The organism is Adhaeribacter soli (assembly GCF_008727925.1).
GTDB classification, from domain to species: Bacteria; Bacteroidota; Bacteroidia; order Cytophagales; family Hymenobacteraceae; genus Adhaeribacter_A; species Adhaeribacter_A soli.
This window is the reverse complement of sequence record NZ_VTWT01000002.1, coordinates 1-14,696: the sequence shown is the minus strand read 5'-3', so window position 1 is coordinate 14,696 and position 14,696 is coordinate 1. Positions and strand designations below refer to the sequence as shown.

The 14,696-nt window shown below is 46.2% G+C and carries 12 protein-coding genes; 5 read left to right on the top strand and 7 right to left on the bottom strand.

All coding sequences use genetic code 11. From position 1 onward, the window contains the following. Positions 1 to 115: 115 nt before the first annotated feature. Together F0P94_RS03675 and F0P94_RS03670 are read left to right on the top strand one after the other, a co-directional pair. A complete protein-coding gene (locus F0P94_RS03675; RefSeq protein ID WP_191906907.1) occupies positions 116 to 967 on the top strand; it encodes a universal stress protein in 852 nt (283 codons plus the stop codon). Beyond that, the gene (locus F0P94_RS03670) at positions 942 to 1,289 is read left to right on the top strand and encodes a hypothetical protein (protein ID WP_150902449.1); all 348 of its coding nucleotides are present in this window, start codon (positions 942 to 944) and stop codon (positions 1,287 to 1,289) included. Before F0P94_RS03675 ends, F0P94_RS03670 begins: the two co-directional genes overlap by 26 nt. 87 nt (positions 1,290 to 1,376) lie before the next feature. On the opposite strand, the gene F0P94_RS03665 is transcribed toward F0P94_RS03670, so the two are convergent. From F0P94_RS03665 to F0P94_RS03645, 5 genes are all read right to left on the bottom strand, one after another. Further along, a complete protein-coding gene (locus tag F0P94_RS03665) occupies positions 1,377 to 2,081 on the bottom strand; it encodes a thermonuclease family protein (RefSeq protein ID WP_150902448.1) in 705 nt (234 codons plus the stop codon). A 456-nt stretch (positions 2,082 to 2,537) separates the two neighbouring features. Beyond that, positions 2,538 to 3,065 carry a DUF4385 domain-containing protein gene (locus tag F0P94_RS03660; RefSeq protein ID WP_150902447.1) on the bottom strand — a complete coding sequence of 176 codons (528 nt, stop codon included), beginning with the start codon at positions 3,063 to 3,065 and terminating at the stop codon, positions 2,538 to 2,540. Between the two features lie 50 nt (positions 3,066 to 3,115). Continuing rightward, the gene (locus tag F0P94_RS03655) at positions 3,116 to 3,739 is read right to left on the bottom strand and encodes a class I SAM-dependent methyltransferase (RefSeq protein ID WP_150902446.1); all 624 of its coding nucleotides are present in this window, start codon (positions 3,737 to 3,739) and stop codon (positions 3,116 to 3,118) included. 375 nt (positions 3,740 to 4,114) lie between these two features. Further along, positions 4,115 to 4,348: a hypothetical protein gene (locus F0P94_RS03650; RefSeq protein ID WP_150902445.1), complete on the bottom strand. Its 234-nt coding sequence runs from the start codon at positions 4,346 to 4,348 to the stop codon at positions 4,115 to 4,117. Positions 4,349 to 4,361: 13 nt separating this feature from the next. Beyond that, entirely contained in the window at positions 4,362 to 8,033 is a 3,672-nt protein-coding gene (locus F0P94_RS03645) for an SbcC/MukB-like Walker B domain-containing protein (RefSeq protein WP_150902444.1), read from the bottom strand. A gap of 466 nt (positions 8,034 to 8,499) precedes the next feature. On the opposite strand from F0P94_RS03645, the gene F0P94_RS03640 reads away from it, so the two are divergent. Then, entirely contained in the window at positions 8,500 to 9,351 is an 852-nt protein-coding gene (locus tag F0P94_RS03640) for a M28 family peptidase (RefSeq protein ID WP_150902443.1), read from the top strand. A gap of 186 nt (positions 9,352 to 9,537) precedes the next feature. Further along, the gene (locus tag F0P94_RS03635; protein WP_150902441.1) at positions 9,538 to 9,933 is read left to right on the top strand and encodes an endonuclease domain-containing protein; all 396 of its coding nucleotides are present in this window, start codon (positions 9,538 to 9,540) and stop codon (positions 9,931 to 9,933) included. 64 nt (positions 9,934 to 9,997) lie between these two features. Here the strand turns inward: F0P94_RS03635 and F0P94_RS03630 are convergent, their stop codons facing one another. Both F0P94_RS03630 and F0P94_RS03625 read right to left on the bottom strand, forming a co-directional pair. Continuing rightward, positions 9,998 to 11,206 (bottom strand): exonuclease SbcCD subunit D C-terminal domain-containing protein, encoded by a 1,209-nt coding sequence (locus tag F0P94_RS03630; RefSeq protein ID WP_150902438.1) that lies wholly within the window; start codon positions 11,204 to 11,206, stop codon positions 9,998 to 10,000. A gap of 414 nt (positions 11,207 to 11,620) precedes the next feature. Then, entirely contained in the window at positions 11,621 to 12,451 is an 831-nt protein-coding gene (locus F0P94_RS03625) for a sulfite exporter TauE/SafE family protein (RefSeq protein ID WP_150902434.1), read from the bottom strand. 228 nt (positions 12,452 to 12,679) lie between these two features. On the opposite strand from F0P94_RS03625, the gene F0P94_RS03620 reads away from it, so the two are divergent. Further along, positions 12,680 to 14,167, top strand: coding sequence for an amino acid permease (locus tag F0P94_RS03620; protein WP_150902432.1), 1,488 nt, complete (start codon positions 12,680 to 12,682; stop codon positions 14,165 to 14,167). The last annotated feature ends 529 nt before the right edge of the window (positions 14,168 to 14,696 follow it).

Below are 14,696 nucleotides of genomic sequence, written 5' to 3'. Positions count from 1 at the left end.
AAATATTTCCGAGGGCTTCCCCTTACATTATTAAATTATTATCTTTAAGACATAAATGCAGATGAATTGCCGGAAAACGGTAATTTGCCTTGTTTTTAGTTCCGAAATTAAAACTATGAAGAAAATTCTCTGCCCAACCGATTTTTCCAAGACGGCTACCAAAGCCATGGAATACGCGGCTTTTCTGGCCAGCCAATCCCGGGGCCATGTAACGTTGTTGCACGTAACGCACCTGCCTTTAGCCGAAACCGCCGAAGCTGCCCTGGCGGCTTCCGAAGTGGTTGGTGAAATCCACCGCGATGCGATCGATAAACTAAATGCCGCATGCCATTACCTGCAGGGAAAATACGCGGGTACCTGGGAGTGTAACTACGAAGTAAAAACAGCTTTCCTGGCCGATGCGGTGCGCGACTTTGTGGTGCACGAAGGCTACGATATGGTGGTAGTAGGTTCTACCGGCGGCGGCAACACCCTGGAAGAGATTCTGATCGGCAGCAATACCCTGGCCATTATCGAGAATGTTGCCTGCCCGGTACTCATGATCCCGACCGAAGCCCATGGCCCGCGCATTCAGCGCATTGCCTACGCTTCCGATCTGCAGGAAGCCGATACCTATGGCCTGCAGCAGGCGCTCCTGTTAGCCGGCCTTACCAAAGCGGAAGTAGAAGTGGTACACATCGATACGAAAAACGATACCAAAAGCCAGGAAAAAGCCGCCGCTTTCGGAAAGCAGATCGAAGCAACTTTCGCGGCCCAGAATGTACATTTTAACGAAATCATTCACCCGGACGAGGAAGTTGGCCTGAAAGATTACCTCCGGAAAACAAATGCCGACCTGCTGGTGATCCTGAAAAAGCACCGCGGTTTCTTCAGCAATCTATTTCACAGCAGTTTAACCGAAAAGCTAACTTACCATTCCAAATTCCCGATGCTGGTTCTGGATGAAAGAGTGCAACAGCATTTATAAAAACGGTATAAAAATCATCAGAAAACCGGAAAGGCAGCTTTCCGGTTTTTTTGTGCCTTATCCTATCGTTTTCTTCCGGAAGACCGGGGAAGACCGCATTTCTTTAGGTTTGGATAACGTTTTTGAAAGCAGCACCATGGTCCGGACAACTTACGCTACCGAAACCACCGATTTTGAAAACGAAAGCCGTTTCTTCCGGCGGGGCATTCGGGTGAGCTTTAATTACAATTTTGGTAAAATGAATTTCAACTCGCCCCGCAAGAAAAGCATCCGCAACGAAGATGTGAAAGGCGGCGACGGTGGCAATGGTGGCGGACAATAGGATTTTTTGATTACGCTTAAATGTTTTGTCAAATTAAAAAGCAGGAGGTTTCTTCCTGCTTTTTCTTATGCCTTTATCAGGGTTTTATTACTTCTTTTTGCTGCAAACCTTACAAGCCGTTCTTCTTAAATTTACTACGGCTGTTCCACGGGTAACCACTTCAATCTGGCCTTTACAGCGTTTCAGCACCGGACAATCGGGTCTGGTATGGTACGTTGAGGCGCTGCCGGTTGGGCAGATGAAAACTTCGCGGTCTGCATCGGCAGGTTTGGCAATCGGTTTCTGACTGGCTGCCTGGCTTTTTTCGCGTTTGTTTTTGCGGAAATCCCAGGGGGCAACCGGGTTGGGCTGGCTCCACAAACCGCGTTCCAACCGCCGGGCATCGTTTTCAAGGTAACCTAATTGCGGATCATTGGCATAGGCGCGGTAGTACCAGGCATATCCGTTGGCCACCAGTTCCTTGTTTAACGATTTACCGTCGGGCAGGAATATTTCGCCGATGGTGCGGCCGTAGCGGTCGGTGCCTTTTTGTTCCAGTCTTACAAATTTTCCGTAAGCGAGGTCGGAAGTAAATTTCCGCGCTTGCGTACCGAAATCCTGCTTTTTCTCCGGGCAATCTACGCCGTACAGGCGCACGGTAACGGGTTTGTTGTCCATTAAAAGTTCTACCGTGTCGCCGTCCTTTACGCCGATTACTTTAAAACCTTCTTTCGGTTTTTCGCCGCAAGCCAACGTAAGCAGCACCAGCAGTAGAAACAGGTAATTGCGGAGGTATGAGGATTTAAAGATCATAAATACAAGTCAGGTTAATTTTTACTTGAAATTCTCTCAAAATTGTGTGATCCTGAGTGGGTAAAAATTTGGGGTTAAAATTTCTGAAAGTGAAAATGGCATAAAAGGTTTACCGTGTCCGGTGTCCTCACCGGACACCATGCTGCCGTATCCATTCCTGCTTTTTCTACCAGTGCATGACCAGGTTAACTTTTAGAAAGTGGGATTACAAATCCCACGGCTCGGTTAAGACGGGATTACAAATCCCGTCAAGCAAATTCTAATAATTTATTTGGTCGGGCACTGCCGAAAAAAATGCATAAACGCTAACGGCAGCAAGGAGGTCTGTGCGACAGAGGCCTCGGTAAACGTTAGTTGACATCGAAACTTTTTGAAATTTTATTTAAAATTTTTCCTCTCAACATGACAGCTGCTTTTAGTTAGCTTCCACTTTTTCAGCCCGAAAAGCTAGCATTTTTATTTGTAATATTTTTCCCGGAAAGCTGCTTTTTGTTTCAGGTATTCCGGATGATCTTTTGCTCTGAACCAATATTCTTTAAACACGGCGGCAGCACGGGCTTTTTCGTTTGAAAGCGCGTCAGGTTCCTGGGCTATTACTTCGTTACCTTTGTTTTTGCTGCCGGAAGAGTAGGGGTAAGCCAAGCCTTCGGTTTTGTCTTCTTCGCCCATTTTGTATTTCCGGCCGGAGCTGTGGTTGGCGTAGCGGCGGGCGCGGGTAAAACCCATTTGCAGGAATTTCCGGGCCATATCCGCACCGACGAAATCCTCTTCCTGCAGGTAGCCTGCGAACAGCTCGTAAATTTTTTCAGCCGAAGTTTTTGCTACTTCTTCCGTCTTGAATTTCCAGTAGGGCAGGATCTCGTTTTTGTAAGGCTGCACGAGTAAAACGCCCTGCTCACCTACGCCAATTCGGTAGAGTTCCGAGTTTTTCCGGAAGTCCGTTTTATCAAAATCGAGGTGATAGGGGAAACCGTTTTTCTTCATGTTGGTGAATTATTTCCGGCTTCTACGGCAAACGGCGGAAAAGGAAAACCTTAAAGCGGTTTCTGTATTTTCAGTATCCGGAAATTTCCGTTGAAATTGGCAGGCAAATCTTTTACAATTTTCAGCTTTGTATGCGTCAGCAGGTTTTCAATGACCCGGGTAATATCGGAAAACAGGAACGAAGTAAGCTTGTTGAAGAATGCCCGGAATTTAGAAAGCTGCTGATTTTGCGGCCGGAATTTATCGAAGATTACTGCTTCGCCGCCCGGTTTCAATACGCGCTCTGCTTCCTGTAAACATTTTACCGGATCCGGAATTACCGCCACAATTAAATGCAGGATTAATTTATCGAAGGTATTATCCGGGAAATGCAGATTTTGCCCGTCCATTACTTCCACGGTGGCATTAAACTGCAGTCTTTTGGCCCGCTGCTGCATTTTACTCACCATAGCAGGCGTAATATCTCCAGCGTACACCTCAGCATTTTTCGGCAGGAAGTCAAAATCAAGCCCGGTGCCGGCACCCACCAACAGCACTTTTTCCCCCGGCTTTATCTGCAGCATGTCAATGGACTTGCGGCGGGAAGCAGTAAAAATCTTACCTACCAGCAAATCGTAGATCGGGGTGTAGAGCGTGTACCGGATGCGGTTCCAGGAGTTCGTGTTCAGGCTCATTTTATATAGTGGAAATGGTATGTTTTAGAACCGTAAAAGTGAATGGATTTTTGGGGAATTGCAAAAGGAATAGGAGCTACCTTAACGCTTGAAAGGAAAAAAAATACAGATTTTGGAGATGCTCCAGATCATTCATTTGCTTGACGGGATTTGTAATCCCGTCTTAACCGAGCGTGGGATTTGTAAACCCACTTTCTGAAAATTAACCTGGTCATGCACTCGTAGAAAAAGCAGGAATGGCTGCGGCAGCATGGTGTCCGGTGAGGGCACCGGCCACGGTAAACTTTTTATGTCAATTTTACTTTCCAAAGTTTTAACCCAAAATTTTCACCACTCAGAATGGCAAATGTCCTTTAAGTAATTTCAAATTTAACCCTACTTGCTGCGGTTTTTACGGGCAAAGAACTCTTCCAGCGTTTCATCGGGCTGCTTTACAAACAACCTCGATCGCCGCTCCATTTTTGGTTCCGGTTGGGAATAGTATTCCCAGTAGGCCTTTTGCGTTAGGCGGAACCCTTCGGCTAAGCGCTCGGCATAGCTTTTGGTTTTCCAATAAGCACTTTGGTCAGCCTGGGTTTCTAAGGAAGTAAATCTGATCTTTGGTTTCATGGAATTACATTCGTTACGCAAACACCGCATCATATGTATACGCCGAAACTTCAATTTTACTCACCCCGCCGCTTAGTTTCTTCACCTGAATTTGCGTACTGATACGTTCTTTCAGGGCTTCTACGTGGGAGATAATGCCGATCATTTTGCCGCTAGCCTGCAGGTTTTCCAGAGCCGTGATGGCAATGTCCAGCGTTTCGGCATCTAGTGTACCAAATCCTTCGTCAATAAAAAGCGAATCGATTTGCGTTTTGTGGCTTGCCAAGTCCGATAAGCCTAATGCCAGGGCCAGACTCACCAGAAAACTTTCCCCACCGGACAAGGTATTGACCGAACGAACGGCATCGGCCTGATAGGTGTCGATCATCTGGAGTTCGAGGTCGGAGTTGGGGGCTTTTTGTAATAGGTAACGGTCGTTTAGTTTGAGCAGATGGCGGTTGGCCAGCATTACCAGTTTTGCCAGGGTTAGGCCTTGCGCAAACTTGCTGAATTTCTTGCCGCTTTCCGAACCAATAAGCTCCGATAACCTTTCCCAACGTTCGGCTTCTTTCTGCTGCTTCGAGATGCGTTGGGCCAGTTCCTGGTGTTTTCCCTGGAGTTCTTTTTCCCGTTTCAGAATTTGCGTAATGCTGCCGATCTGCTGGTTTGCTTCGCTGATCTCGTGGTCAGTCTGCAGCAGTTTTTCGGTTAAGAAAGCTACGGTTTCCGAAGTCAGGTTTTTGGTTTCTTCGGTTTTTAATTCCGCAATGGTATCGGCTAAGGTCTGGCGGGTTTCGGTAAGCAGTTTTTCGAGCTGGGTCTGCAAATTTGTTAACCGAACAGCTTCCTCGTCGGCTAAAAATAATTGCTTTAAAGCCGCTACCGAGATGATTTTTTGAGCTGCCAGTTTCGTTTCCAGTTCGCTTTGTAATTGCTGAACCGTTTCCTGAATTAGGGTGGCATCCTGATTCAACCGTGCCAGTTGCGTTTCCGTGAGGTTTAGTTTTTCCAGTAAATTCCGGGCAGCATTTTGCGCATCTTCCGCCTCTTTAGCTTTGGTTTCGCAAGCCTTGGTTAAAAGGGCACGTTCCTCCAGCGGGTTTTTCTGACCGAATAGTTTTTCGCGCTCGGTTTTCAGATCCTGCAGTTCCTGGTGCTCTACCCGAAGCTGTTGCTGCAGGGCATCGAGTTGGGTTTGTTTTTGCTGTTGGGTGGCTTCGGTTTTCTGAAGTTTTCCTTCGGCTTCGGTCAGGCGCAATTGGGTTTGCTGCAAAGCCTCGGTTTGTTGGGCATAAGTCTGGGCCTGTTGCTTTAATTCCTGCAACAAAACGCTGCCTTTTTCCGCCGAAAAAGTAAAGCCGAACCGCATGGTGAACGAAGCTGCTTCCGCTGCAATATTGGTGTACTGTTCCTGCAGGTCGAGTAATTCCGCTTCAGCCTTCTGCAGGGTTTGTTCCGCATGTTGCTTTCGTTCCGAAGCTTGTTCTTTAATAGCCGTTTGGCTTACCATTTCGTTTTGTAAACGATACTGTTTTTCGGTTAAAACCTGCGCCTGATTTCTCGCTTGTCTAACTTTTTCCAGTTTCTGTTTTTTCGCCTGAAGTTCTTCCTGTTTACCCGGAATTTCGGTAGAAATAGCCGCAGCATCTGCAATAGAGAACTGGTTCTGAAGCTGTTGGTTTATTTCGGAAAATTCCGTTTGTAAAGCCGTTTGTAACTGCTCATTTTCCTGCAAGGCATTTTCAGCGGTTTTTAAATTAGCCTGAATAACCGCCAGCTCGGAAGCCGCCTGAGAACGTTTTTGCTCCAGGTCTGCTACCGTTTTCTGTTGTGCGTTTCGTTTTTCCGTAGCATCGGTAAGTTTCGGCGTCAGGTTTTGGGCGAAGGGATGCTCCAGCGAACCGCATAACGGACATTCGCAATCCGGTTTTAACTGCTGACGGGCTTCCTCGTAATGCTGCACCTGCAATTGAAACTCCAGTATTTCCTGGTACTGCTTCAGAATTTCCCGGGCGGCTGTATGTTTTTCCAGTAGTTCCGCCAAGGTAGTCTCCAGCGTTTTTAACCCGTTAGCGGCTAACGTTTTTTGCTCCTGTAGCTTTTCTGATTTTTCCGCTACCGTTCCGAACTGCAGCGCCAGTTGCCGTAACTTCTCCAGTTGGTTCATTTGATGCGGCAATTCCTGCAGGGCATTTTCCAGTTCCGGTTCCGAAGTTCCGGCCAGGGCTGCATCTAATATGGTTTGGTTTTCAGCAAGAGCAACTTCCAGTTCCTGTTTCTGATGCTGGAGTGCGGCTAGTTTTTCTTCCGAAGTTTGAAGCTGAAGTTTCGTGCCCTGAATAATTTCGGTTGCGGAAGTTTTTTCCTTTTTCCATTTCTGGCCGTCAGCAATAATTTCCTGCAGGTCTTTTAAATACCGCTCAAAAACCGGAAGCTCGCTGCTAAGTTCTTTCTCCGCGGCATGCTCCTGCAACCAATGCTGCAAGTCGGCCAGATTTTGGATTAATTGCGCTACCGTTTTCCGGTGCGTTTCCACTTCCGCCACGCCGGTATCGAAAACGTTTTTGGCGCTCTGGTAGGCTTCTTTGTTTTTCTGGAATTGGCGGCGCAAGCTTTCTAACTCGGAATCTTTCTGCAAAACCGAATCCAACAGAGGCGTAATTTCTTTCAGCGTTTTTTCGGCCGCTTCCTGCCCGGCTTTAGCCGCGGTAGCTTGCTTTTGGGCCGTTTCTGACTGAGCTTTTAATTCAGGGATCTGAAGGGTAAGTTTTTCCTGCTGGGTTTGCAGGTCGGTCAGGAGTTTTTCCTCGCGCTCCAGTTTTACCAGTTCCGGCCGGAACGTAACGGCAATTTTATGTTGTTCGAGCCGCTCAAATTCAGTTTTGTACCTGCCGGCGTTTTCTTCCAGTTCCACCAACGCCCGTTGGGTTTGTTCTTTCTTTTCCGAAAGCTTCTGCAGGTTTTTGAGCCAGGTTAGCTGATTTTCGGTTTCCGTGCGACTGGTCTTCAAAAGTGTTTCCTGCTGCCGGAGACTTTCGAGTGACGTTTCATATTCGGTAAGTAATTCCGGCGCCAGTAATGCCTGCCCCGAAAGTTCGCTTCGCAATTGGTTTAACGCATTTTTTTCGGCTGCTGCCCGGCGGTACGCCTGCCGCGAAATATCGGAATAGATAGCCGTATCGGTGATGCGTTCCAGCAGTTCGCTCCGTTCGTTTTCGTTGGCTTTCAGGAAACGGGTAAACTCGCCCTGGCTCAGCATGACCGAACGCAAAAACTGATTGTAATCCAGCCCACATAGCTCCGAAATCTTCCCCGGAACTTCATGCGATTTCAGGTCGAAAATAACTTCATCGGAAACCCGGCACAACTCCATTTTAATCGGCTGCAGGTTGCCATCGGCTTTTTTGCGGCTCCGGTACACGCTCCACTTGGCCCGGTAAACTTCGTTTCGCGCTTCAAAAGTAACTTCCGAAAAGGCTTCGGCTGTGTGGCGGGTCATAATTTCCGAAGGCAGGTCGCGGTCGTGGCGGTTTACGCGGCCGTATAAGCCCAGCGTAATGGCGTCGAGAATGGTAGTTTTGCCAGCGCCGGTAGGGCCGGTAATGGCAAACAGGCCAGAATCGCTCAGCGGCGGCGCATCAAAACAAATTTCATGTTCGCCCCTTAGCGAGTTCAGATTAAGAAAACGGATAGACTTTATCTTCACAGCAACCTCCTTCAGTATTCTATCAAAGATAAAACTTTATTGTTAAATGGCTGAAATGTTAAATTGTTTAATGGTTAAATTGTTAAATGGCTGAATTGTAAATGGTTTAATCACTCGGGTTAGTTTAATAATAATCTGATAGATGGCTTTGACAAAGTTTTTCTAATTCATAAGTACTCTATTTATTTTCCGAATTATTTCGATAATTACCCAATGCAGTTTTTGAAATCGTTTCGGGCACATGAACAGCTCAGTAGCGTAGGGCTTAAACCCTACGCTACTGAGCTAAAGAGAAATTCAGGCAGGAGTTAGCTCCTGATAAAAAGCGAAAGCGACGGAATATCTGATTGTCTGCTTTGTGTTCCTGAACCCAATAGTGCTTTGCTTTTTTGCCATAAAATAGTAGCGTTTGGAAGAACAGAATTCCGGAAAAGGAGTACATATAGCTGTTTGAACTCACCTTATTATGCCAGTCAGCAGAGAACGCCTGTATACCGATGTTAAAAAACTGACATCGCTGGAGCCGCCCCGCAGTTATTACCACCCGGAATCTTTACGAAAGGCTGCCACTTACACCGAAACCGAATTTAAAAAACTGAATTGCCGGGTTTCCCGGCAGAATTTATATCAGGGCTTTCACAATATTATTGCTTCTTTCGGTCCGGAAGAAGGCGAAAGAATTGTAATTGGCGCGCATTATGACGTATGCGGCGACCAGCCCGGCGCCGACGACAATGCCAGTGCGGTTGCCGGATTGCTGGAACTGGCGCGGGTTATGCATGAAGAAAAGCCCGAACTGAAATTTCGTTATGATTTTGTAGCCTATAATTTTGAAGAACCGCCCTTTTTTGCCACCGACGAAATGGGCAGCGCCGTTCATGCCCGTTCCTTAGCCAAGGAAGGCGTAAACGTAAAGCTGATGGTGTGCCTGGAAATGATCGGGTACTTCTCAGAGGAGCCGAATTCCCAGGGATTTCAGAACGAAGCCTTAAAGCAGATTTACCCGCATACCGGCAATTTTATTGTGGTAGTGGGTAAAGAAGGGCAGGAGGAAACCGTGCAGCGCGTACAAAGCCTGATGAAAGAAACCTGCAAAGTAGATGTGCAATCCATAAACGCGCCAACGTCCCTGCCAGGCGTAAGCCTTTCGGACCACCGTAATTACTGGACGCAAGGCTACCAGGCCGTGATGATCAACGATACTTCCTTTCTTCGGAACCCGCATTATCACCAGAAATCAGATACGATTGATACGTTGGACTTTGATAAAATGACGGAAGTAGTGAAAGGCGTTTATAATGTGATTTTGAATTTCTGAAGATAACCGGAACCCACCCCTAACCCCTCCGAGGAGGGGAATTGCTACTTAGTCGAAAATTATCTTTGGTTCAAATCTTAATCGGGCTAGTGCTTCAATCTGCTTTTGAGCCAATAAAATAATCGTAACAAGTATTGAAACTATTCCCCTCCTCGGAGGGGTTAGGGGTGGGTTAAATCTTAGGAGATGAAAAACGAGATTATCCCCTACAAACCTTATCTGAAAAAACTAGCCCGGCAATTGCGTTTAAACAGCACTTTATCGGAAGTATTGCTCTGGAACGAACTGAAGCAAAAGAAAATGCATGGCTACGACTTCGACCGCCAAAAGCCAATCGATGACTTTATTGTTGACTTTTACTGCAAACAGTTAAAATTAGCAATTGAAATAGACGGAGATAGCCATGATCATAAATTCGAGAATGATATATCCCGACAGCAACGTTTGGAAACCTTGGGGGGCAGTTTCCTACGGTTTTGTGATCTGGAAGTGAAACGCGATATGCGTAATGTGCTCAGAACTATCTCAGCCTGGATTCTAAACCGGCATGATCAGCAGGGCCTAAAAAATCCACCACTTTAATGCTTCATACTGATATTTCTGAATTACTCCTTAAAAGAGCTAGTAACTATCAGTATAGCTAAACTTAGTTCATATTCTCCAGTAATTCATCGAAAGTCTGCAGCAGATCGTCGTGAGCCAGTTCCGGGAATTCGGCTTCGCAACGTTTGCGGAAAACTTCTTTCGGTTGCAGGTCGTGCAGGTGAAGGTCTTCCTGCACCTGGCTGTCGAGGGTGATTTTAGCCCGGATCAGGTTTTGGCGGCAGGTAATCAGTTCCAGATCTTCTTTTCCCCCCAGTAATTCCCGCAGGTTTTCTTCCAGGTTCGGAATAAAAGTTTCGGTATCTACCTGCACTTCGGCCCAGGCCGGTAACGGACAGTCTTCATTTTCAAAAGCCAACATCTGGATCTGTACTTTCTCAAGCGTTCCTTTAAACCGTACCAAACGGCGTTGCCGCGGCACCGGAATTTCTGTAATATTGCCTAACGTTCCGTTTTCAAAATCCAGCAACAGTACAATTTTCCGGTCGTCGTTTTCGCTGAAACTTAACGGAATAGGGGAGCCGGAATAACGCACATGCTTAAAGCCGCCCACAAATTGCGGCCGGTGTAAATGTCCTAAGGCTACATAATCGAATTCCACCGGAAACTGATCGCCATAGATCTGCCCCAGGTTTCCTACGTGAATTTCCTTTTCGCTATCGGAAGTGCTGCTGCCGGCGGCAAACAAATGGCCTGTAGCAAGTACCGGAATTCCTTCCGTTTTATATGCCTTTATATAAGGTACTAATTCTTTATAATGATTACAGATGCCGTCCTTAATTCGCTGTTCCCGTTCTTCGGCGGTTTCGCCTGCAATGGAAAGCCGCACATCTTTGTCGCGCAGGAAAGGCACGGCACAAACTACCAGCTGTACTTCCCCGGTTTTGTCTTCTAAAGGAATAATTTCTTCCTCTAAGTTTGCCGGTACGCCGCCGATTACGTGAATGTTAAAATATTTCAGGAGTTCTTTCGGGGCATTGAGGGTAGAAATGGAGTCGTGGTTGCCGCCGGTGATTATAACGTGCTTGCAGCCGGTTAAATAAAGCTCCCGTAAAAAATCGTAATACTGTTTTAAGGCCGTATTGGAAGGAGTTCCCGTATCGAAAACATCGCCGGCTACAATCAAAGCATCTACTTTTTCAGATTTGATGGTTTCCAGCAACCAGTCCAGAAAATGCTGGTGTTCCAGGGTGCGTTCGTGTTGCAGCAAGCGCTTGCCCAAATGCCAGTCAGAAGTATGTAAAACTCTCATCACAGTATCAGCCTTTCAAAAAAGTAAAGATACATGATTTTCGGATTACAACCTGCTTTATTCTCTGTTCCGAAGCAAACGCTACGTTTTAGCAGGTAAAAAGTGCTTTCGAACTGTAGCAAGGGATTAAACAGTACTTGGACCCGCAATTTAGAAGGAAGTTAACAAGTTTAGTTTGAACAGTTAGAATTTTCCCCTTTCTGTCATTCTGGAAGAATCGTGTAATTTCTGGGCCCTGAACTCACAAGATTCTTCCAGAATGACAATCGTAGTAGTAGGAAGTAAATTAGGCTACTTACTTAAAGTAAAGTATAAAGGAAAAGATCAAAGAATTTAAATGGTAGGGTTTCAGTCTAGAAAAGTACGTATTCCCAAAAAAAAATTAGCAATCAGCACTTAACAATCAGCAATTTTTTAAAACTGCATCATCTCCTTAATAATAATACTGCAGCCCATCAGCAGCACAAACCAGCCAAAAGCCGGTTTCAGGGTTTGCCCCGGAATAAAGACTGATAAATACGTTCCTGTAAGAATACCCCCAATGGCTAAAAGCGAGAATTCGCTCAAAAATATCCAGTCGATCTGGTGATGGCTGATGTCGCCGGTAAAACCGATCAAGGAGTTTACGGATATGATAAGCAGAGAAGTGCCAATAGCCGTTTTCATTTCCAGGTTGGCAAAAAGGACCAGCGCCGGAATAATAAGGAAGCCGCCGCCGGCCCCCACTGTACCGGTTAAAACTCCTAAAACAGCTCCCAGCGCACAAATAAATCGCTTCGAAACTACTCTGGGGGAGATCATTTCCTCGCCGTGAAGGGGCTTCTGCCGGATCATGGCATAAGAAGCAAAGGTCATCAGGGCCGCGAAAAGCAGCATTATAAAGTGAGATTTCGTTACGCTCAGTTGCCCGTTACTGAAAACTTCTTCCGGAATGGCCGGCACCAGGAACCTTCGGGTTAGAAATACCGAAATAAAGGAAGGAACCGCAAAAAGCAAAGCAATTTTATAGTTGATCAGTTTTCGCCGCATATACGTGGTTGCGCCTACCAGCGAAGTCATTCCCACCACAAATAAAGAGTAAGCCGTCGATACCACCGGATTTATACCGATCAGATAAACCAATACCGGCACCGTCAGAATAGAGCCGCCACCGCCTACCAAACCCAACGATACGCCTATCAGGATGGCGGCCATGTAGCCAACCACGTGAAAAAAGCTAAAGTCGGTTAGTAAAAAGTGTTGCATTTCTTTTCAAATTCAGGTGATCCTTTCTGTTCTCTTTCCTTTATTAAACGACCAGAAAGAGAAGTTAAACGGGTCTGGTATATGAAAAATGCAAAATCTACAGCCTGAAAATGGTTTAAGTACCAAAATAAAAAGTTAAGCGGTATTTTTCTGAGGCAGATGAATTGATTTCCTTGCAGAATTCCTATATTGCTTTTCGATTTTCTTAACCAAACACTTTAGACACTTATGGCAAACAAGATGTTCGCAACCAAGTCCATTGCGAAACTAATTGCGGAGTCAGAAAGTGGCGAACACGGTCTTAAACGGACCCTGTCGGCTACTAACCTGACCATGCTCGGAGTCGGCGCTATTATCGGAGCCGGTATTTTCGTTCTTACCGGAACTGCCGCGGCCACCGCTGCCGGGCCCGCCATTGTACTTTCCTTTATCATTGCCGGCCTAGGTTGCTTGTTTGCCGGCCTGTGCTACGCCGAGTTTGCCTCCATGATTCCGATTGCCGGTTCGGCCTATACCTATGGCTATGCTACCTTGGGCGAGTTTATTGCCTGGATCATTGGCTGGGACTTAATTCTGGAATACTTGTTTGGAGCCGCCACCGTAGCGGTAGGCTGGTCCGGGAACGTGGTTAGTTTATTGAAATCGGCCGGGATAAATATTCCGGAAATAATAGCCAGTGCACCACTAGCCTACGATGGCAGTTCTTTCAGCACAACCGGCTCTTTAATAAACCTGCCGGCCGTATTGCTCATCCTTACCATGACTGCCTTACTGGTAGTTGGAATTCAGGAATCTGCCCGTTTCAATAATCTTATTGTATTCATCAAGGTGGGTATCGTGCTGTTAGTTATCGGGTTTGGTTTCCAGTATGTGAACTCCGCGAACTGGGAGCCGTTCATTCCGGCCCGGGAAATCATGCCCGATGGCAGCGGCCGCTATGGTTGGGAAGGTATTGTACGAGGCGCCGCCATCGTGTTCTTCTCCTACATTGGTTTCGATGCGGTAAGTACTGCTGCCCAGGAAGCAAAGAACCCGCAACGCGATATGCCGATCGGTATGCTGGCTTCCTTAGGTATCTGTACCTTATTATATGTAGCCATGTCTCTGGTGCTTACCGGTCTTACTTCCTATAAAAACCTGAACGTTCCGGATCCGGTACTGGTGGCTCTTACCGCTGCCGGCCCTGGCTTGAAATGGTTATTCTTCTTCACCGGTATCGGCGCGATAGCTGGTCTTGCTTCAGTAGTATTGGTTATGCTTATGGGCCAGCCACGTATTTTCTACGCGATGTCCCGCGACGGACTGCTTCCATCAGTATTCGGTAAAGTGCACCCGCGTTTCCATACCCCGCACATTACCACCATTGTAACCGGCGTAATTGCAGCAATAATAGCCGGTATTTTCCCGATAGGTTTATTAGGAGAGCTGGTAAGTATCGGTACTTTGTTTGCCTTCATTATCGTATGCGCCGGAATCCTTATGCTTCGCTATACCAATCCTGATATCCACCGTCCATTCAGAACCCCTTTTGTACCGGTAGTTCCAATTTTAGGAATCCTGATCTGTGGATACATGATGGTAAACCTACCGCATGATACCTGGTTAAGACTAATAATCTGGATGATAATCGGAATAGCTATTTACTTCTTATATGGCCGGAAGCATAGCAAACTGGCTAAACAAAATGAAGAAGAACGTATCAGCAGGAATGCATAAATAAAACAGTAACCTTTTAGCATTATAAAGTAGAAGAGGCCCCGGTTAAAACAGCCGGGGCTTTTTTTATGCTTAGGAATTACGGTTGAAAATTTTTTTTTCCTCTGTTTCCGTGTATGTTACCGGAAAGTTAAGCTGAAAAAGGAACAGTGGCTTGCAAACTCCGTTTAAGCCTGCTACTTTTGCATCGCAATTCAGCAGCAGGCAGGGTTGAAAGAAGAAGTTGGAAAGGCTTGAAAAAGCCAGACTTGATTTGAACTTCGGTTCAGAAAGTTTGGTTATCCTTAAGGCTACAATAAGTAGCTATCTTAAATTTCGGGGCAGTAAGGCAACCTTACTTCCAGTAATCAGCTCCGGAAAACTTCAGAAAATATTTTGCTTTAGGTATTGCAGGAATGAAAAACATTTCTGACTTTTGCACCCCGATTCAGAAGGAAGCGGAAAAGCAAAAAGGCGCTCACGGCTTTGAATAAAGCCGGTTTTTAAAAGAAAGATCTTAAAAATAAATTTGTTTTAAGATTTGGAAGTT